Annotated in this window: 16 protein-coding genes; 9 read left to right on the plus strand and 7 right to left on the minus strand. The window is 63.8% G+C overall.

What is annotated here, in order from left to right; all coding sequences use genetic code 11:
* Nucleotides 1-24 precede the first annotated feature (24 nt).
* Both AC07NT_RS14600 and AC07NT_RS14605 read right to left on the minus strand, forming a co-directional pair.
* Nucleotides 25-1422, minus strand: coding sequence for an aminopeptidase P N-terminal domain-containing protein (locus AC07NT_RS14600; RefSeq protein ID WP_498599397.1), 1398 nt, complete (start codon nucleotides 1420-1422; stop codon nucleotides 25-27).
* On the minus strand, nucleotides 1419-2153 hold the full coding sequence (locus AC07NT_RS14605) for a nucleotidyltransferase family protein (protein ID WP_498599667.1): 735 nt from the start codon (nucleotides 2151-2153) through the stop codon (nucleotides 1419-1421). The genes AC07NT_RS14600 and AC07NT_RS14605 overlap by 4 nt, the downstream gene beginning before the upstream one ends.
* A 141-nt stretch (nucleotides 2154-2294) precedes the next feature.
* On the opposite strand from AC07NT_RS14605, the gene tkt reads away from it, so the two are divergent.
* Complete coding sequence (gene tkt / locus AC07NT_RS14610) at nucleotides 2295-4310, plus strand: transketolase (RefSeq protein WP_498599396.1); 2016 nt, start codon at nucleotides 2295-2297, stop codon at nucleotides 4308-4310.
* Nucleotides 4311-4350: 40 nt separating this feature from the next.
* Entirely contained in the window at nucleotides 4351-5349 is a 999-nt protein-coding gene (gap, locus tag AC07NT_RS14615; RefSeq protein ID WP_498599395.1) for a type I glyceraldehyde-3-phosphate dehydrogenase, read from the plus strand.
* Between the two features lie 61 nt (nucleotides 5350-5410).
* Here gap and AC07NT_RS14620 read toward each other — a convergent pair whose 3' ends face one another.
* On the minus strand, nucleotides 5411-8329 hold the full coding sequence (locus tag AC07NT_RS14620) for a DNA topoisomerase III (protein ID WP_498599394.1): 2919 nt from the start codon (nucleotides 8327-8329) through the stop codon (nucleotides 5411-5413).
* 96 nt (nucleotides 8330-8425) lie between these two features.
* Here AC07NT_RS14620 and AC07NT_RS14625 point away from each other — a divergent pair, with 96 nt between their 5' ends.
* From AC07NT_RS14625 to AC07NT_RS14635, 3 genes are read left to right on the plus strand one after another with little or no spacing between them, the layout of a single operon-like run.
* The gene (locus tag AC07NT_RS14625; RefSeq protein ID WP_498599393.1) at nucleotides 8426-8905 is read left to right on the plus strand and encodes an SET domain-containing protein; all 480 of its coding nucleotides are present in this window, start codon (nucleotides 8426-8428) and stop codon (nucleotides 8903-8905) included.
* Between the two features lie 3 nt (nucleotides 8906-8908).
* Complete coding sequence (locus tag AC07NT_RS14630) at nucleotides 8909-9667, plus strand: biotin--[acetyl-CoA-carboxylase] ligase (protein WP_498599392.1); 759 nt, start codon at nucleotides 8909-8911, stop codon at nucleotides 9665-9667.
* Nucleotides 9668-9677: 10 nt separating this feature from the next.
* On the plus strand, nucleotides 9678-10337 hold the full coding sequence (locus AC07NT_RS14635) for an SPOR domain-containing protein (RefSeq protein WP_498599391.1): 660 nt from the start codon (nucleotides 9678-9680) through the stop codon (nucleotides 10335-10337).
* An 8-nt stretch (nucleotides 10338-10345) separates the two neighbouring features.
* On the opposite strand, the gene AC07NT_RS14640 is transcribed toward AC07NT_RS14635, so the two are convergent.
* The 3 genes from AC07NT_RS14640 to AC07NT_RS14650 form a co-directional block, all read right to left on the minus strand.
* Nucleotides 10346-11785, minus strand: coding sequence for a sensor histidine kinase (locus AC07NT_RS14640; RefSeq protein WP_498599390.1), 1440 nt, complete (start codon nucleotides 11783-11785; stop codon nucleotides 10346-10348).
* A gap of 39 nt (nucleotides 11786-11824) precedes the next feature.
* Nucleotides 11825-12502 (minus strand): response regulator, encoded by a 678-nt coding sequence (locus tag AC07NT_RS14645; protein WP_498599389.1) that lies wholly within the window; start codon nucleotides 12500-12502, stop codon nucleotides 11825-11827.
* A gap of 61 nt (nucleotides 12503-12563) precedes the next feature.
* Entirely contained in the window at nucleotides 12564-13052 is a 489-nt protein-coding gene (locus AC07NT_RS14650; protein ID WP_498599388.1) for a MarR family winged helix-turn-helix transcriptional regulator, read from the minus strand.
* A 133-nt stretch (nucleotides 13053-13185) separates the two neighbouring features.
* Between AC07NT_RS14650 and recA the strand changes: the two genes are divergently transcribed.
* Nucleotides 13186-14241 (plus strand): recombinase RecA, encoded by a 1056-nt coding sequence (gene recA / locus AC07NT_RS14655; protein WP_498599387.1) that lies wholly within the window; start codon nucleotides 13186-13188, stop codon nucleotides 14239-14241.
* 29 nt (nucleotides 14242-14270) lie between these two features.
* Nucleotides 14271-14744, plus strand: coding sequence for a recombination regulator RecX (recX, locus tag AC07NT_RS14660; RefSeq protein WP_498599386.1), 474 nt, complete (start codon nucleotides 14271-14273; stop codon nucleotides 14742-14744).
* Here recX and argC read toward each other — a convergent pair whose 3' ends face one another.
* Nucleotides 14745-15677: an N-acetyl-gamma-glutamyl-phosphate reductase gene (gene argC, locus AC07NT_RS14665; RefSeq protein ID WP_498599385.1), complete on the minus strand. Its 933-nt coding sequence runs from the start codon at nucleotides 15675-15677 to the stop codon at nucleotides 14745-14747.
* A gap of 165 nt (nucleotides 15678-15842) precedes the next feature.
* Here argC and sucC point away from each other — a divergent pair, with 165 nt between their 5' ends.
* Entirely contained in the window at nucleotides 15843-17012 is a 1170-nt protein-coding gene (sucC, locus tag AC07NT_RS14670) for an ADP-forming succinate--CoA ligase subunit beta (RefSeq protein WP_498599384.1), read from the plus strand.
* 15 nt (nucleotides 17013-17027) lie between these two features.
* The gene (gene sucD, locus AC07NT_RS14675; protein ID WP_498599383.1) at nucleotides 17028-17921 is read left to right on the plus strand and encodes a succinate--CoA ligase subunit alpha; all 894 of its coding nucleotides are present in this window, start codon (nucleotides 17028-17030) and stop codon (nucleotides 17919-17921) included.
* Nucleotides 17922-17980: the final 59 nt, after the last annotated feature.

Below are 17980 nucleotides of genomic sequence, written 5' to 3' on the forward strand. Positions count from 1 at the left end.
GTCATAGACGGTCTGCGCGACGCGTCAGTCGCGCATGACGGCTTCAATTTCGTCGGGATGGACGGGGACGCCGCGCGTGATCAGCTCGCAGCCATCGGCGGTGACGAAGGCGTCGTCCTCGATGCGGATGCCGATGTTCCAGTACTCGCGCGGCACATCTTCGGCCGGGCGTACATAGAGGCCGGGTTCGATGGTCAGGCACATGCCGGGTTGCAGGATGCGGCTGGGCCGGTCCTTGATGATTTCGCCCGAGAGCGGGTCCTTGCGCTCACTGATCTTGCCCAGTTCACTGGGCTCCACATAACTGCCGCAGTCGTGCACGTCCATGCCTAGCCAGTGGCCGGTGCGGTGCATGTAGTAGCGGAAATAGGCCCGGCTGGCAATCACGTCGTCCACCGTGCCGACCTTGTGGCGGTCCAGCAGACCCAGGTCCAGCAGGCCTTGCGCAAGCACCCGCACCGTGGCCTCGTGCGGCTCCACAAAGCGAGCGCCGGCATGGGTAGCCTCGACGGCCGCGTCCTGCGCGGCCAGTACCAGTTCGTACAGCGTGCGTTGCGGGCCGGTGAACTTGCCATTGGCCGGGAAGGTGCGGGTGATGTCGCTGGCGTAGCCGTCCAGCTCGCAGCCTGCATCGATCAGCACCAGCTCGCCGTCTCGGATGGGCGCGTTGTCGGCGCGATAGTGCAGCACGCAGGCGTTGGCGCCAGCGGCGACGATGGAGCCGTAGGCCGGGTACTGTGAGCCGTGGCGGCGGAATTCGTGCAGCAGCTCGGCGTCCAGGTGATATTCGCGCACGTCCTGGCCAGCGCGCAGCATGCGCGCAGCGAGCTGCATGGCGCGCACATGGGCGCCGGCACTGATCTGCGAAGCGCGGCGCATCACGTTCTGCTCATGTCCATCCTTGAACAGCCGCATTTCGTCCAGCAGGGCGCAGAGATCGCGCTGGGATTCTGGGCACAGCGCGCCGTAGCGCACGCGGGTACGCACGGCCTTGAGCCAGCCATCGATCCGGCCTTCCAGGCCTGCGTGGGTGGCAAACGGGTACCAGACGGTGGCCTTGTTCTCGAGCAACTTGGGCAGGCGTTGCTCCAGTTCGGTGACGGGGAAGGCTGCGTCAACCCCAAGCGTCGCAGGTGCCGCCTCGGGGCCCATGCGGATGCCGTCCCAGATCTCGCGTTCGAGGTCCTTGGGCTGGCAGAACAGCGTGGTGTGTCCGGAGCTGGTGATCACCAGCCAGGCATGGGGCTCGCCAAAGCCGCTGAGATAGTGGAAGTAGCTGTCGAAGCGGAAGAGGAACTCGCTGTCGCGGTTGCGCAGGTGCTCGGGTGCCGTGGGCACGATGGCCACGGCGTCAGGGCCGAGCTGGGCGGCCAGGCGTGCGCGGCGTTGGGCGTAGAGGGCGGTGTTGGGGGCAGTGCTCATGTACGGACGGTCTCGTTGAGTTGCGCCAGGCGCTCGGGCGTGCCCACGTCGGTCCAGGGCCCGGTGTAGAGCTCGGCGCTGATGCGCTGATTGTCCATGGCCTGGCGCAACATGGGGGCCAAGGGGGCTTTCACGCCTTGTGAATTGCCGGCCGGGATCTCGCACCAGGGCCGGGTGAAAAACTCGCGCCGGTACAGGCCGATGGTGCTGTAGGTGTACTTGAGCGCGGCCTGATTCAGGGCCAGCTGGCGTCCGGGCGCCGTGCGGTCGTTGCCCAGGCCAAAGTCCCCCTGCGGGTTGTGCGGTGGGTTGGGCACGAGCCAGAGATGGGCCAGCTTGTCGCTGCGCGCGAAACGCTGCACGGCCTGCAGTGAAAAAGGGAACCCCGGGGCGTAGACGTCACCGGCCACGATCCAGAAAATATCGCTCAGCAGGGGCAGCGCGCGAACGATGCCGCCGGCCGTCTCCAGCGCACCGCCGAAGTCCAGCCCTTCCCAGGAGTAGCGAATGGTCAGGGGTCGTCCCTCACTGCTGCGGGGCTCTGGTCCGAAGTACGCGGGGATCTGTTCACCGAGCCAGGCGGTGTTGATCACGAAGTCGTCGAAACCCGCTCCGGCCAGCGCATCGACATGCCATTGCAGCAACGGTTTGCCCTGTACGCCTAGCAAAGGCTTGGGCGTGGCGTCGGTCAGCGGGCGCATGCGCTCGCCGCGACCGGCGGCCAGCAGCATGGCAGTGATGGAATTGGAGGCTTGCACAGCCTGCACTGTAGACCATGCGCTCGGGTATCAGCCGGCGTTGCAGAAGCCATAAGGCGGCCCCGGTAAAATGCCGGGTTTACCCCTGACACCCCCCTACCGGAGCGGCCTTACATGGCAAATACCCGACAGATGGCCAACGCAATCCGCGCGCTGGCAATGGACGCAGTGCAACAAGCCAATTCCGGACACCCCGGTGCGCCCATGGGCATGGCTGACATGGCCGTCGCGCTTTGGGGTGAACACCTCAAGCACAACCCGACCAACCCGCAGTGGGCCGACCGCGACCGCTTCGTGCTGTCCAACGGCCATGCCTCCATGCTGCTGTACGCGCTGTTGCACCTGACGGGTTACGACCTGCCGATGAAGGAGCTGAAGAACTTCCGCCAGCTCGGCAGCAAGACCGCCGGCCACCCCGAGACTGGCCATACGCCCGGCGTGGAAACCACCACCGGCCCCCTGGGCCAGGGCCTGACCAACGCCGTGGGCATGGCCCTGGCCGAGAAGCTGCTGGCCAGGGAATTCAACCGCGACAAGCACACCATCGTCGACCACCATACTTATGTTTTCTTGGGTGACGGCTGCATGATGGAAGGCATCAGCCACGAGGCCGCCTCACTGGCCGGCGCCTGGAAACTCAACAAGCTGATCGCCCTGTACGACGACAACGGCATCTCCATCGACGGTCAGGTGGCGCCTTGGTATGGCGACAACGCTGCACTGCGTTTCGTGTCCTATGGCTGGAACGTCATAGGCCCGATCAACGGCCATGACACGGCGGCCATGTCCGAGGCCCTGGCCCGGGCCAAGAAGACCGAAGACAAGCCGACGTTGATCATCTGCAAGACCGCCATTGGCCACGGCTCGCCCAACCGTGCCAACACGGCCAAGGCCCACGGCGAGCCCTTGGGTGCCGAGGAAATCCAGCTTACGCGTGCAGCGCTGGGCTGGGAACACGCACCCTTCGAGATCCCGGCCACGGTCTATGCCGACTGGGACGCCAAGGCGCGCGGGCAGCAAAGCGAACAGAACTGGAACCAGAAATTTGCGGCCTACGCGGCGGCCTATCCCGAACTCGCCGCCGAGTTCAAGCGCCGCATGGCGGGTGACCTGCCCAAGGCTTTCGCCCAAGTGGCGGTGGATGCTGCTGTCGCAGCCCACACCAAGGCCGAGACCGTGGCCACGCGCAAAGCCAGCCAGATTGCGCTGGAAGCCTTCACGGCCGCCCTGCCCGAGCTGCTGGGCGGTTCGGCCGACCTGACCGGCTCCAACCTGACCAACACCAGCCACACGCCCAGCCTACGTTTTGACGTGCAAGGCCAAGGCAACGGCGGCCGTCATATCAACTACGGCGTGCGCGAGTTCGGCATGGCCGCCATCATGAACGGCATCGGCCTGCATGGGGGCTACATCCCCTATGGCGGCACCTTCCTGACCTTCAGCGATTACTCGCGCAACGCCATCCGCATGGCTGCGCTGATGAAACAGCGTGTGGTGCATGTGTTCACGCACGACTCGATTGGCCTGGGCGAGGATGGCCCCACCCACCAGTCGGTCGAACACGCAGCGAGCCTGCGCCTGATTCCCAATCTGGACGTTTGGCGTCCGGCCGACACGGCCGAGACCGCCGTGGCCTGGGCGGTGGCTCTGCAGAACAAGCGCAAGCCCACCGCCCTGCTGCTGAGCCGCCAGAACGTACCCTATGCCGCCAAGAAAGACCTGGGCGACATTAGCCGCGGTGCCTATGTGCTGTCCGAACCGGCCGACCTGGGGCTGAAGAAAAAGGCCCAGGCCGTGATCATTGCCACCGGTTCCGAAGTACAGCTGGCCTTGAAGGCTCAGGAACTGCTCGCGGCGAAGAAAATTTCGGTGCGCGTGGTCTCCATGCCCAGCACCACCACCTTCGACCAGCAGAAGCCTGCCTACAAGCAGGCCGTGTTGCCGGCCGGCCTGCCTCGCGTGGCGGTGGAGATGGGTGTGAGCGACGGCTGGTGGAAATACGGCTGCGCCGCCGTGGTGGGCATCGACACCTACGGTGAGTCGGCCCCGGCCCCGGTGCTGTTCAAGCACTTCGGCTTCACCGCAGAGAATGTGGCGCAGACGGTGCAGGCCGCTCTGGCCAAGGGCTGATCCGGATTCCAGTTTTTCAACTTTTCACAGAGGGTTCATCATGACGATCAAGGTAGGCATCAACGGTTTCGGGCGTATCGGCCGCAACGTGCTGCGTTCGGCGGTACAGAATTTCAAGGACGTCGAAATCGTTGGCATCAACGACTTGCTCGAGCCCGACTACCTGGCCTATATGCTCAAGTACGACAGCGTGCACGGCCGCTTCAAGGGCGAAGTCTCGGTCGAGGGCAGCAACCTGATCGTCAACGGCAAGAAGATTCGCCTCACGCAGGAGCGTGATCCGGCCAACCTCAAGTGGAACGAAGTCGGTGCCAACGTCGTCATCGAATCCACCGGCCTGTTCCTGGACAAGGCCGGCGCCGAGAAGCACCTGGCCGCAGGGGCCAAGAAGGTCATCATCTCCGCTCCCTCCAAGGACGACACGCCCATGTTCGTCTATGGCGTGAACGACAAGACCTACGCCGGCCAGGCCATCATCTCCAACGCCTCTTGCACTACCAACTGCCTGGCTCCCGTGGCCAAGGTACTCAATGACAAGTGGGGTATCAAGCGCGGCCTGATGACCACCGTGCACGCTGCCACCGCCACGCAGAAGACGGTGGACGGTCCTTCGAACAAGGACTGGCGCGGCGGCCGCGGCATCCTGGAGAACATCATTCCCTCCTCCACCGGTGCTGCCAAGGCCGTGGGCGTCGTGATCCCCGAACTCAACAAGAAGCTCACGGGCATGTCCTTTCGCGTGCCGACCAGTGACGTCTCCGTGGTCGACCTGACCGTCGAGCTCAACAAGGAAGCCGATTACAAGGAGATCTGCGCCGAGATGAAGGCCCAGAGTCTGGGCGCGCTCAAGGGCATCCTGGGCTACACCGAAGACAAGGTGGTCGCCACCGACTTCCGCGGCGAGACCTGCACCTCTGTGTTCGATGCCGACGCCGGCATCGCCCTGGACAAGACCTTCATCAAGGTTGTGGCCTGGTACGACAACGAGTGGGGCTACTCCAACAAATGCCTGGAGATGGCGCGCGTGGTCGCCAAGTAAGACCATCGGTCTTGGCCAAGAAAAAAGGCGGTGCACTGCACCGCCTTTTTTATGTTCGCGATCAGCTCAGGTGTTTGCCGATCAGGCCCGCGATTTCGAACATCGTCACCTTGTCCTTGCCAAAGACCGGTTTGAGCTTGGCGTCGGCCTTGATGGTGCGTTTGTCCTTGGCGTCTTGCAGGCCTTGGGCCTTGATGTAGTCCCACAGCTTCTTGACCACCGCCGTGCGTGCCACCGGCTCGTTACCGATCACGGCGGCCAGTTCGGCGCTGGGAGTCAGGCCGGCGGAGGCCTTGCGCGGGGCCTTGGTCGCCGCGGCTCTTTTGGCGGGGGCCTTTTTCGCCGCCACCTTCTTCGCCGCTGCCTTTTTGGCGGCGGGCCCGGTCGTCTTGGCGGCTGCGCCGGTCGCAGTTTTGGCCGCGGTCTTGCGTGGCGGGAACTTGGACGGAGCGAACTCGAAGGCGACCTTGTTCTCCTCCGCGCTCCAGGCCAGGAAGGCCTTGAAGGGGCGGCGCGTGCGCATGGAGACAAACTTGTCGAGCAGATCGGTCTTGCCCGTGCTCAGCAGCTTGACCATCTGTTCGCGTTCGATGGGCTGTTGCAGGATGATTTGACCGCTCTTGAAGTCGCAGCTCGGCGTGGGCTGGGCCAGGGTAGGCACGGTCTTTTCACAGACGTAGTTCTTGCCATGCTCGTAAACAGCGCCGCCGCATTTGGGACAGGCGCCCAGAGATTCCTTGCCGGAGAAGTCCACCAGCTCGCCGGTTTCTTCGGCGTTGTCATTGCCGAAGTCGAACTCGAGCTTGTAGTTCTTGGTTTCTTCGTCGAACTTGATGACCATCTCGGCCGTGAAAGGCCAGCCCGCTTTGGAGCGGAAGCCGTCCAGCGGACCGATGCGCTTGTCGCGCAAAAACTGCTCGACTTCCGCGACCTCGAAGGTGCGGCCAGCCGGCGTCTTGCCGAAAGAGAAACCACAGCCTTCCGTGGCACCGCTCTTGCCGACGCAGGCATAACGGCGGTAGTTTTCCTTGACCACACCGCCACAGTTCGGGCAGGGCGTCGTCAGCGTCGCGTAGTCACCCGGGATGGTGTCCCGGTCGTATTCCTTGGCTTTCTTGACGATGTGCTCGGTCATGGCCGCAATCTCGCGCATGAACTCGGCGCGCGAAAGGCGACCATGCTCCATTTCCGAGAGCTTGTATTCCCACTCACCGGTCAGCTCGGGCTTGGAGAGTTCTTCCACACCCAGACCGCGCAGCAGCGTCATGAGCTGGAAGGCCTTGGCGGTTGGGATCAGCTCGCGGCCCTCGCGCAGCATGTACTTCTCGTTCAGCAGGCCTTCGATGATGGCCGCGCGTGTGGCCGGTGTGCCCAGACCTTTCTCGTTCATGGCCTCGCGCAGCTCGTCGTCCTCGATCAGCTTGCCCGCACCTTCCATGGCGGACAGCAGCGTGGCTTCCGAATAGCGGGCCGGTGGGCGGGTTTTGAGTCCCTTGGGATCGACCGCTTGAGTCTTCACATTTTCGCCGGCTTGCACAGGCACCAGGGTCTTGCTGCTGCCCTCACCCGGTGCCATCTCGTCATCGGCTTCCTTACCGTAGATGGCCAGCCAACCTGGCTTGACCAGCACCTTGCCCTCGCTCTTGAAATTGTGACCGGCGGCTGCGGTGATGCGGGTGGTGATCTGGTACTCGGCGCTGGGGAAAAAGATCGCCATGAAACGGCGTGCCACCAGGTCGTAAAGCTTCTGCTCGGCTTCGCTCAGGCCGCTGGGCGCCTGCAACGTGGGGATGATGGCAAAGTGGTCGCTGACCTTGGCGTTGTCGAAGATACGTTTGTTGGGCTTGACGTAGCCGCCTTTGAGCGCCGTGGCCGCGTGCGGGGCCAGGTGCTTCATGCCGGAATCGGCCAGCATGCCGAAGGTCTCCTTGGCCACGGCGAGGTAGTCCTCGGGCAGGTGGCGTGAATCGGTTCGCGGGTAGGTCAGGGCCTTGTGGCGCTCGTACAGGCTTTGCGCGATGGACAGCGTGGTTTTGGCGGAGAAGCCGAACTTGCCGTTGGCCTCGCGTTGCAGGCTGGTTAGGTCGAACAGCATGGGCGAGGCCTGGTTGCTGGGCTTGCTTTCTTCGCTCACCGTGGCGGTCTGGCCGCGCACGGCATCGGCAATGGCGGTGGCTTCCTTTTCGCTCCAGACGCGGTCGGCCCGCTTCTCGGCGTCGTCCTCGGTTTTTTTCCACTTGGGATCGAACCACTTGCCCGCGTACTCACCGGCCTGGGCACCGAAGCTGGCATGCACCTCCCAGTAGTTGCGGCTGATGAACTTGCGGATCTGCTCCTCGCGCTCAACGACCACGGCCAGGGTCGGCGTCTGCACGCGGCCCACGGTGGTGAGGAAGAAGCCGCCGTCGCGCGAGTTGAAGGCGGTCATGGCGCGCGTGCCGTTGATGCCCACCAGCCAGTCGGCCTCGGAGCGGCTGCGCGCGGCGTCGGCCAGGGGCAGCATCTGCTTGTCGCTGCGCAGCTTGTCGAAACCGTCGCGGATGGCCTGGGGCGTCATGCTTTGCAGCCAAAGGCGCGAGACCGGCTTGCCCAGGGGCTTGGCGCCGCCGGCATATTGCTCGATAAGGCGGAAGATCAGTTCACCCTCGCGGCCCGCGTCGCAGGCGTTGATGAGCTTGTCCACATCCTTGCGCTTGGCCAGCTTGACCACGGCGTTCAGGCGGGTCTTGGTCTTGTCGACCGGTTTCAGGTCGAAATGGGGCGGAATCACCGGCAGGTGGGCAAAGCTCCACTTGCCGCGTTTCACGTCGTACTGCTCCGGTGCCTGGATCTCGACCAGGTGGCCGACGGCGCTCGTGACGACATAGCTGTCGCTCTCGAAATGCTCGTCGTGTTTCTCGAACTTGCCGGCGGTGGGCGTGAGTGCCCGCACGATGTCTTGGGCGACCGAAGGCTTTTCTGCAATGACCAGGGTTTTCATCTGACTACAATCCAGTTTCTCGCGCGCGCATACGCGCACGCACACACGGGCACGCGCGCGCGCCCATACGAGTTCACCTTACCAAATTTTTCAGCAGTGTCCAAGAATTCCGTTTCCGAGCCCGGCCGCCGTATCCAAACCCGACGCTCCGGCGTACATGGCAAGGGGGTCTTTGCCGTCCAGGACATCCCCAAGGGCGAGATCATCATCGAGTACGTGGGCGAGATCATCAACTGGAAGGAGGCGCTGCGCCGCCACCCCCACGATCCCAAGGATCCCAACCACACCTTCTACTTTCACGTCGATGAAGACCATGTCATCGACGCCAAGGTCGGCGGCAATTCCTCGCGCTGGATCAACCATTCCTGTGCGCCGAATTGCGAGGCCGACGAGGAAGAAGGCCGGGTCTTCATCAAGTCCCTGCGCAAGATCAAGGCCGGCGAAGAGCTGAACTACGACTATGGCCTGATCATCGACGAACCCTACACCCCGAAACTCAAGGCCGAGTACCCCTGCTGGTGCGGCAGCAAGAACTGCCGCGGTACCCTGCTGGCCCCCAAACGCGGCAAGCGTTGAACCATGCTTCGGTGGCCGGCTGAAGCCATCTGGGAGGGCGTTGCGCCTGCCCTGCCCGGCTTCACAGTCGAGGTGCTGCCGCAGCTGGACTCCACCAACACCGAGCTGATGCGCCGTGCGCGCGCCGGCCGCCTGGAGCCCGTGCTGCTGGTGGCCGAGGAGCAGACCGCGGGTCGCGGCCGTCTGGGGCGGCAGTGGAGCAGCGGTGTGCGGCCCGGGGATGTGCTGATGTTCTCGCTGGGCCTGCCCCTGCAGATGGCCGACTGGTCGGGCCTGTCGCTCGCCGTAGGCCTGAGCGTGGTGCAGAGCCTGCACCCGGACCTGCAACTCAAGTGGCCCAATGATGTCTGGCTGGCCGACCGCAAGCTGGCCGGCATCCTGATCGAAACCACACAGATCCACGACGCACGTTACGCGGTGATCGGCGTGGGGATCAACATCACGCCGCGTGATGGTACCGGCCTGGCCACGCCACCGGCCTGGCTGCAGGAGCTCGAGCCGGGCATGACCGCGCCGCAGGCCCTGCAGCGTGTGGCCGCGGCGCTGGTGGCGGACGTTCAACGCTTTGAGGCCCAGGGCTGGGGGCCTTTCCAGCCAGCCTATGCCGCGCGCGATGCCCTGGCCGGACGCGAGGTGATCCTGAGCGATGGCACGACTGGCCACGCTCGGGGCGTGGACGGCGGCGGCGCCCTGCTGGTGCATACTTCCGGCGGGCTGAAGAAAATCTCCAGCGCCGAAGTCAGCGTCCGCCCCTCGAAGTGAAGCCCCATTCATGTTGCGCCTCCTCGTCCTGCTCCTGGTCCTGCTGAACGCCGCCTATTTCGCCTGGTCGCACGGCATGCTGCGCACTTACGGCTGGGCGCCGGCCGAACAGAGCGAGCCGCAGCGCCTGACCCAGCAGATTCGCCCCGAGGCGATCCGCATCCTGCCGACCGACGAAGGGCGCCGGGCCGAGCAGGTTGCGTTGACACCGCCCAAACCACCGGAATGCCTGCAGGCCGGCCTGTTCGACGAGGTCCAGACCGAAACCGTGCGCAAGGCGTTGGAAGCCTCCTTGCCTGCTGGTGCCTGGTCGCTGGAACTGCTGGTGGAGCCGGCACGCTGGATCGTCTACATGGGCAAGTTTCCCAACGCAGCAGCTCAGGATAAAAAGCGCGCAGAGTTGGAGAAGATGAAACTCAAGCTGCAGTCCCTGGACAACCCGGAATTGCAGCTAGGTCTTTCGTTGGGTCGTTTCGAGACCCAAGCCCAGGCCCAGGCCGAACTGGCGGCGCTGCAAAAGCGCGGCGTGCGGACCGCGCGCGTGGTGCAGGAGCGGCTCGAAATCCGGCAAAGCCAGCTGCGCATTCCCGCGGCCGACGAAGCGCTGCGGCCCAAGTTGGAAGAGCTCAAGTCCGCGCTGGGTGACAAGACGCTGCGCAGCTGCCGCTGAGAAGCACTCTACTCCGGCGTCAGGTCAAAGCGGACCGTGAAGCGTGCCCCGGGAGGGGTCTGGCCGGGACGCGTGTCCTCCACACTGATGCGGGCATGGTGCTGCTGCGCAATTTCCTGCGCGATGGGCAGGCCCAGGCCCGATCCGTCGACGTCATTGCCCAAGGCCCGGTAAAAGGGCTGGAACACCAGCTCGCGTTCCGCCAGCGCAATGCCCGGCCCGGAATCTTCCACCTGCAACACGATGATCTTGCCGAAAGGGTCGGCCAGCACACGCGCCGTGATGACGCCGGGCCTGTCCGCGCTGGAGGGCGTGTAGCTCAAGGCGTTGTCCAGCAGGTTGCGCACCAGTTCCTTGAGCAGGGTGGGATTGCCTTCGAGCATGACGCCGGGCATGCCGGGTTGGGCGCCTTCGTAACCCAGGTCGATGTGCTTGTCCATGGCGCGCGGCACGCAGTCCTGCACGACTTCCATGGTAAGCCGGGCCAGGTCACAGGGCTGACGGCTCATGGCCGTGGTGCCGGCCTCGGCGCGTGCCAGCGCCAGCAGCTGGTTGACGGTGTGGGTGGCGCGAACGCTGGCCCGGCCGATCTGGCGCAGCGAGACCTTGAGCTCCTCGGTGCTGGTGCCCTCGCGCTGGGCCAGGTCAGCCTGCATGCGCAGACCGGCCAGGGGTGTCTTTAGCTGGTGGGCGGCGTCGGCCAGGAAGCGTTTTTGCGCGCCGATCGAATCCTTGAGCCGCAGCAGCAGATCGTTGACCGAGGACACCAGGGGGGCCACTTCCAGCGGCACCGCCTGCGCGTCCAGCGGACTGAGGTCGTCGGGGCGGCGGGCGCGTATGCGTTCTTCCAGTCGGTTGAGCGGCTTGATCGCCTGCACCAGCGCCAGCCAGACCAGCAGCACGGCCAGCGGCAAAGTCACGAACTGGGGCAGCATCACGCCCTTGATGATCTCGGCCGCCAGCACCGAGCGCTTGTCCAGGGTCTCGGCCACCTGGACCAACACCGTGCGCTTGGCCTGCGTGTCCAGCGGCACCCACATATAGGCAACCCGGATGTCCTGGCCGTGAAAGGTGTCGTCCCGCAGGCGCACCTCGCCGGGTGTGACCGGCGCGTCTCCTGGGGGCAGCGGGAAGTCGTGCTCGCCGCTGAGGTATTCGCCGCGCGCGCCCAGGACCTGGTAGTAGACCGTGTCGATGTCGTCGGCGCGCAGCAGTTCCCGTGCCGGCAGAGGCAGGTTGAATTGCACGTGCTGCTGGTTGACCGTGACCAGCTGGGCCAGGGCGTTGACGTTGTATTCGAGCGTGCGGTCGAAAGGCTTGCCGGCGATGCCCTGCGCGACCAGCCAGGTCAGCACCAGGCTGATGGGCCACAGCAGCAGCAGGGGCGTGAGCATCCAGTCCAGGATCTCACCAAAAAGTGAGCGCTGCTCGCGTTGGAAGAGTTTCACGATGCAGCCGCTACTCTGGAAACGTCCCGGTCCGGCAGCTCAGCTGCTCTGGATCTTCTCAAGGCAGTAGCCCAGGCCGCGCACGGTGGCGATACGGATGGGCCCCTTCTCGATCTTCTTGCGCAAGCGATGGATGTAGACCTCGATGGCGTTGTTGCTGACCTCCTCGCCCCATTCGCACAGGCGTTCGACCAGCTGGTCCTTGCTGACCAGGCGGCCGGTACGCTGCAGCAGCACTTCCAGCAGACCGAGTTCGCGCGCGGAGAGTTCGACCATCTTGCCGTCGATGGTGGCCACGCGGCCGGCCTGGTCATAGACCAGGGGACCGTGCTTGATGTGGCTGCTGGCACCGCCCATGCCGCGGCGCACGAGGGCGCGCACGCGGGCTTCCAGCTCCTGCAGCGAAAAAGGCTTGGCCATGTAGTCGTCGGCGCCGTAGTCCAGACCTTTGACGCGCTCTTCCACGCTGTCCGCGGCAGTGAGGATGAGCACCGGCAGGCTGGAACCGCGCGCGCGCAGCTTTTTGAGCACTTCCAGGCCATGCATCTTGGGCAGACCCAGGTCCAGGATCAGCAAGTCGAACTCGGTGTTGGTCATGAGCGCGGCGTCGGCCTCGGTCCCGTTGGCCACGTGGTTTACCGCCGCGCCAGAACTGCGCAGGGTGCGCAACAAGCCGTCGGCCAGCACCTGGTCGTCTTCGGCGATCAATATCCGCATGCGTGTCTCCTGGGGCTTGCCGGCTGTGGGCGCCGGCTCGGCGTGGTGTGTCAGGACGATTCTAGGCGCTGGCGTAGGCCTCCAGGCCCAAGGCAATGACGGCCGCCACCTCGGGACTGACGGCCTGTTTCAACTCGGTTTCCGCCTGCACCACAGCCCGCTGGAAGCCGCGCAGCCAGTCCAGGCCTACCGGGGTGAAGCGCACCAGCCGGGCCCGGCCGTCGCGAGGATCGGCTTCACGTGTGACCAGCCCCCAGGCTTCGCACTGGTCGACCAGCTTGCCCATGGCCTGCTTGCTCATCCCTGCCAATGCCGCCAGTTCCTGGAGTCGGGCGCCATCCAGCGCCAGGTGGCGCGTGATGTGGATGTGGGCCGCGCTGATCTTGCCGCGCGCTGCCAGGTTGGACAGGCTCAGGGGGACTTCGGCGTCCTGTGCCATCAGGTGCAGCACGCGCTCGTCGAAACGCCGCATGGCATGGCCTAGCAGGCGGCCCAGGTGGGTCTGGCGCCAGCCGCCATCAATCGGTGCAGAAAGCGTCGTTGCCGGCATTGGCAGATAGTAAACCAAAATGACTAAATTGAAGCTTTACATGAAAGTACAACACGCATAAAGTACTGGTCAAGCATCCAGCCTGTAGTTAAAAACACTGGATGAAACAGTCAACCCAACAAGGAGAGCATCCATGGACGTATCCGGCAAATCCATCAGCGTCGCCAACAGCGAAAAAGCCAAGGCCCTGCAGGCCGCGCTGGCCCAGATCGAAAAGCAGTTCGGCAAGGGCACCATCATGCGTCTGGGTGAGGGCGAGGCGATCGAGGACATCCAGGTGGTCTCCACCGGCTCCCTGGGCCTGGACATCGCCCTGGGCGTGGGCGGCTTGCCGCGCGGCCGTGTGGTCGAGATCTACGGCCCGGAATCGTCGGGCAAGACCACGCTGACGCTGCAGGTCATTGCCGAGATGCAGAAGATCGGCGGTACCTGCGCCTTCGTGGATGCCGAACACGCCTTGGACGTGCAGTACGCGCAGAAACTGGGCGTCAACCTGCCCGACTTGCTGATCAGCCAGCCAGACACGGGGGAACAGGCCCTGGAGATCGTCGACAGCCTGGTGCGCTCCGGCGCCGTGGACCTGATCGTGATCGACTCGGTGGCGGCCCTGACCCCCAAGGCCGAGATCGAAGGCGAGATGGGTGATTCCCTGCCCGGTCTGCAGGCCCGCCTGATGAGCCAGGCCCTGCGCAAGCTCACTGCCACCATCAAGAAGACCAATTGCATGGTGATCTTCATCAACCAGATCCGCATGAAGATCGGCGTGATGTTCGGCAGCCCCGAAACCACGACAGGCGGTAACGCGCTGAAGTTCTACGCCTCGGTGCGCATTGACATCCGCCGCACCGGCACCATCAAGAAGGGCGAGGAGGCCATTGGTAACGAGACCAAGGTCAAGATCGTCAAGAACAAGGTGGCGCCACCCTTCAAGACCGCCGAATTCGACATCCTGTTCGGCGAGGGCATCAGCCGCGAGGGCGAGATCATCGATATGGGTGTCAACGCCAAGATCATCGAAAAATCCGGCGCCTGGTATGCCTACAACGGCGAAAAAATCGGCCAGGGCCGCGACAACGCACGCGAGTTCCTGCGCGAGAACACGGAGTTGGCGCACGAGATCGAAAACAAGGTGCGCGAGTCGCTGGGCATTCCCTTGCTCAACGAGGCCGCAGAACCCGTCGCTGAATAAAGCCGGCGGCCGGTAAGGAGGCGCGGACCATGGCCACTGCCCGGCGGCTGGCTTTCCAGCCCACGCTCAAAGGACGGGCGCTGCGCCTGCTGAGCCAGCGCGAACATTCGCGCCGCGAGCTCGAACGCAAGCTCCGGCCGTACGAAGAAGAACCCGGTACGCTGGCGCAGGCGCTGGACGAACTGCAGGCCCGTGGCTTCATCAGCGAGGAGCGGGTCGTGGAGTCGGTGTTGAACCGGCGTGCGAGCCGGCTGGGGGCGACACGCATACGCCAGGAGTTGCAGGACAAGGGGCTGGACAGCGAATTGATAGCGAACGCCCTGTCCGGCCTCAAGGACAGCGAACTTGCGCGTGCCCGGGAGGTCTGGCAAAGAAGGTTCGATGTTGCACCGCAGACGGCCCAGGAGCGGGCGCGGCAGACACGTTTTCTGCTCGCGCGCGGGTTTACTGGCGAAATAGTGCGCCGTGTGCTGGGCGGCGATCCCGGAGGCGAAGAGACCTGACTACAGGCCCAGCATCAACCTGAGGTTTTGCACCGCTGCTCCGCTGGCACCCTTGCCCAGATTGTCCAGGCGGGCGACGAGCACGGCTTGCCCCAGGCTGTCGTTTCCGTAGACGCTGAGCTCCATCTCGTTCGTGCCGTTGAGCGCGGTGGGCTCCAGACGACCGCCGGTTGCGGGCGCCACCACACTGACCCATTCGCTGCCGGCGTAATGCGCGCGCAGCGCATCTTCCAGCTGCTGGCTACGGTTGACGCCTTTCATCAGATCGAATTGCAGGCCGATCTGGTCAATCATCCCTGCGTAGAAATTGCCGACTGCGGGGACAAATATAGGCCGGCGGCTCAGGCCGCTGTAGTGTTGCAATTCGGGCAGGTGCTTGTGGGTCAGACTCAGACCATAGACCTCCAGCGGTGGGGCCGATTTCGTGACCTCATAGGCCTCGATCATTTGACGTCCGCCACCGGAATAGCCGGAATAGCCCGACATCACCACCGGATAGTCAGGTGGCAGCAGGCCGGCATCCACAAGCGGACGCAGCAGGGCGATGCCGCCGGTCGGGTAGCAGCCCGGATTGGCGACACGGCGTGCCTGCGCCACGGCCTGTGCCTGGCTGCGTGTGAGTTCCGGAAAGCCATAGACCCAGCCCGGGGCGACCCGGTGCGCGGTCGATGCGTCGATGATCTTGGGGCCAGGCCGGCCGGAGGTCTTTTCCAGCGCGTCGACCAGGGCCACGGTCTCAAGGGCAGCGTCGTCGTGAAGACAAAGGATGACCAGGTCCGTACCGGCCAGTAGTTCGCGCTTGGCGGCCGGGTCTTTGCGCCGGTCGGCGGCAATGCTCAGCAGCTCAATCTGAGGCATGGCTTGCAGGCGTTCGCGAATCTGCAGGCCGGTGGTGCCGGCTTCGCCGTCAATGAAGACTTTGTGTCGTGTCATGGTAAAGGCGGGGCTGATTGATCAACTCAATCAATATGATGGATGTCCAGCAAGTTTTGGTGCAGAGCAACATGATACATTCCAAGGCTGTGCTGAATCCAGCACCAGCCACGGGACACGCCGGTTCCGAGGTCGGACAGAAAATCATTTCCTGAGAGAGCCCTCATGAAGATCCACGAGTACCAAGGCAAGGAAATCTTGCGCCAGTTTGGTGTGCCGGTGCCCCGCGGCATCCCGGCCTTCACAGTCCAGGAGGCGGTTGAGGCCGCCCAGAAGCTTGGCGGTCCCGTCTGGGTCGTCAAGGCGCAAATCCATGCCGGTGGCCGTGGCAAGGGCGGTGGCGTCAAGGTGGCCAAGTCCATCGACGATGTCAAACGCCTGGCCGGTGACATCCTCGGCATGCAGCTCAAGACCCACCAGACCGGCCCCGAGGGCCAGAAGGTGCGTCGCCTCTACATCGAGGACGGTGCCGACATCCAGAAGGAATACTACCTGTCGGTCGTGACCGATCGCGCTACGCAGAAGGTGGCTTTCATCGCTTCCAGCGAAGGCGGCATGGACATCGAGGAAGTGGCTCATTCCACGCCCGAGAAGATCATCACGCTGTTCGTGGATCCGGCCACCGGCCTGACCCAGGCCCAAGGCCAGGAGTTGGCCAAGGGCGTGGGCATGCCCGCCGACTCGCAAGCCCAGTTCATCGACATCTGCCAGAAGCTCTACAAATGCTATATGGAGACCGATGCCTCGCTGGTCGAGATCAACCCCCTGAACCGCGACAGCAAGGGCAACGTCATTGCCCTGGACGCCAAGTTCAATTTCGATTCCAACGCACTGTTCCGTCACCCGGAAATCGTGGCCTACCGTGACTTGGATGAAGAAGATCCGGCAGAAATTGAAGCCTCCAAGTTCGATCTGGCCTATATCTCGCTGGACGGCAACATCGGCTGTCTGGTGAACGGTGCCGGTCTGGCCATGGCCACCATGGACACCATCAAGCTGTTCGGCGCCGAGCCGGCCAACTTCCTGGACGTGGGCGGTGGCGCCACCCCCGAGAAGGTCACGGAAGCCTTCAAGATCATGTTGAAGAACGACAAGGTCAAGGCCATTTTGGTCAATATCTTCGGCGGCATCATGAAGTGCGACACCATTGCCACGGGCGTCATCACTGCCTGCCGTGCCGTGAACCTGAGCGTGCCGCTGGTGGTGCGCATGAAGGGAACCAACGAAGAGTTGGGCAAGAAGATGCTGGCCGAATCCGGCCTGCCCATCATCAGTGCCGACACCATGGCCGAAGCCGCCCAGAAAGTGGTCGCTGCCGTCAAAGCCGCCAAGTAAAGCCAAGGAACAGTCATGTCGATCTACATCAACAAAGACACCAAAGTCATCACCCAGGGCATCACCGGCAAGACCGGCCAGTTCCATACGGAAAAGTGCCAGGAATACGCCAATGGCAAAAACTGCTTCGTGGCGGGCGTGAACCCCAAGAAGGCCGGCGAGTCCATCTTCAATATCCCGATCTACGCCTCCGTCAAGGAAGCGGCCAAGCAGACCGGGGCGACCGTTTCCGTGATCTATGTGCCGCCAGCCGGTGCTGCAGAAGCCATCTGGGAGGCTGTCGAAGCCGATCTGGACCTGGCGATCTGCATCACCGAAGGCATCCCGGTGCGCGACATGCTCATGGTGCGCAACAAGATGAAGGCCAAGGAGGCCGCTGGTGGCAAGAAGACCCTCCTGCTGGGCCCCAATTGCCCTGGCCTGATTACTCCGGACGAAATCAAGATCGGCATCATGCCCGGCCACATCCATCGCAAGGGCCGCATTGGCGTCGTGTCGCGCTCGGGCACCCTGACTTATGAAGCGGTGGCACAGCTGACCGAGATCGGCCTGGGCCAGTCCAGCGCTGTGGGCATCGGTGGCGACCCGATCAACGGTCTGAAGCACATCGACGTGATGCGGGCCTTCAACGACGATCCGGATACGGATGCCGTGATCATGATCGGTGAGATCGGTGGCCCGGACGAGGCGGAAGCAGCGCGCTGGTGCAAGACCAACATGAAGAAGCCCATTGTCGGCTTCATCGCTGGCGTGACGGCACCTCCCGGCAAGCGTATGGGCCATGCGGGCGCCCTGATTTCCGGCGGTGCTGATACAGCGGATGCCAAGCTTGCAGTGATGGAGGAGTGCGGCTTCAAGATCACGCGCAACCCGTCCGAAATGGGCAAGCTGTTGAAAGCATTGCTGTAAGCAAAAATACGAATCGATGAGTACCGGTACCTGCCGGTAAACTGGCCACATAGAAGCTA

It is taken from the genome of Hylemonella sp. GW821-FHT10B10, from assembly GCF_059415585.1.

Excerpts from the sequence above, each read along its gene's own strand:
- argC (WP_498599385.1), bottom strand. The coding sequence starts at position 15,677 with ATGACACGACACAAAGTCTTCATTGACGGCGAAGCCGGCACCACCGGC.
- AC07NT_RS14635 (WP_498599391.1), top strand. The coding sequence starts at position 9,678 with ATGTTGCGCCTCCTCGTCCTGCTCCTGGTCCTGCTGAACGCCGCCTAT.
- recA (WP_498599387.1), top strand. The coding sequence starts at position 13,186 with ATGGACGTATCCGGCAAATCCATCAGCGTCGCCAACAGCGAAAAAGCC.
- AC07NT_RS14645 (WP_498599389.1), bottom strand. The coding sequence starts at position 12,502 with ATGCGGATATTGATCGCCGAAGACGACCAGGTGCTGGCCGACGGCTTG.
- gap (WP_498599395.1), top strand. The coding sequence starts at position 4,351 with ATGACGATCAAGGTAGGCATCAACGGTTTCGGGCGTATCGGCCGCAAC.
- AC07NT_RS14600 (WP_498599397.1), bottom strand. The coding sequence starts at position 1,422 with ATGAGCACTGCCCCCAACACCGCCCTCTACGCCCAACGCCGCGCACGC.
- tkt (WP_498599396.1), top strand. The coding sequence starts at position 2,295 with ATGGCAAATACCCGACAGATGGCCAACGCAATCCGCGCGCTGGCAATG.
- AC07NT_RS14650 (WP_498599388.1), bottom strand. The coding sequence starts at position 13,052 with ATGCCGGCAACGACGCTTTCTGCACCGATTGATGGCGGCTGGCGCCAG.
- sucC (WP_498599384.1), top strand. The coding sequence starts at position 15,843 with ATGAAGATCCACGAGTACCAAGGCAAGGAAATCTTGCGCCAGTTTGGT.
- recX (WP_498599386.1), top strand. The coding sequence starts at position 14,271 with ATGGCCACTGCCCGGCGGCTGGCTTTCCAGCCCACGCTCAAAGGACGG.
- AC07NT_RS14605 (WP_498599667.1), bottom strand. The coding sequence starts at position 2,153 with ATGCTGCTGGCCGCCGGTCGCGGCGAGCGCATGCGCCCGCTGACCGAC.
- AC07NT_RS14620 (WP_498599394.1), bottom strand. The coding sequence starts at position 8,329 with ATGAAAACCCTGGTCATTGCAGAAAAGCCTTCGGTCGCCCAAGACATC.
- AC07NT_RS14630 (WP_498599392.1), top strand. The coding sequence starts at position 8,909 with ATGCTTCGGTGGCCGGCTGAAGCCATCTGGGAGGGCGTTGCGCCTGCC.
- sucD (WP_498599383.1), top strand. The coding sequence starts at position 17,028 with ATGTCGATCTACATCAACAAAGACACCAAAGTCATCACCCAGGGCATC.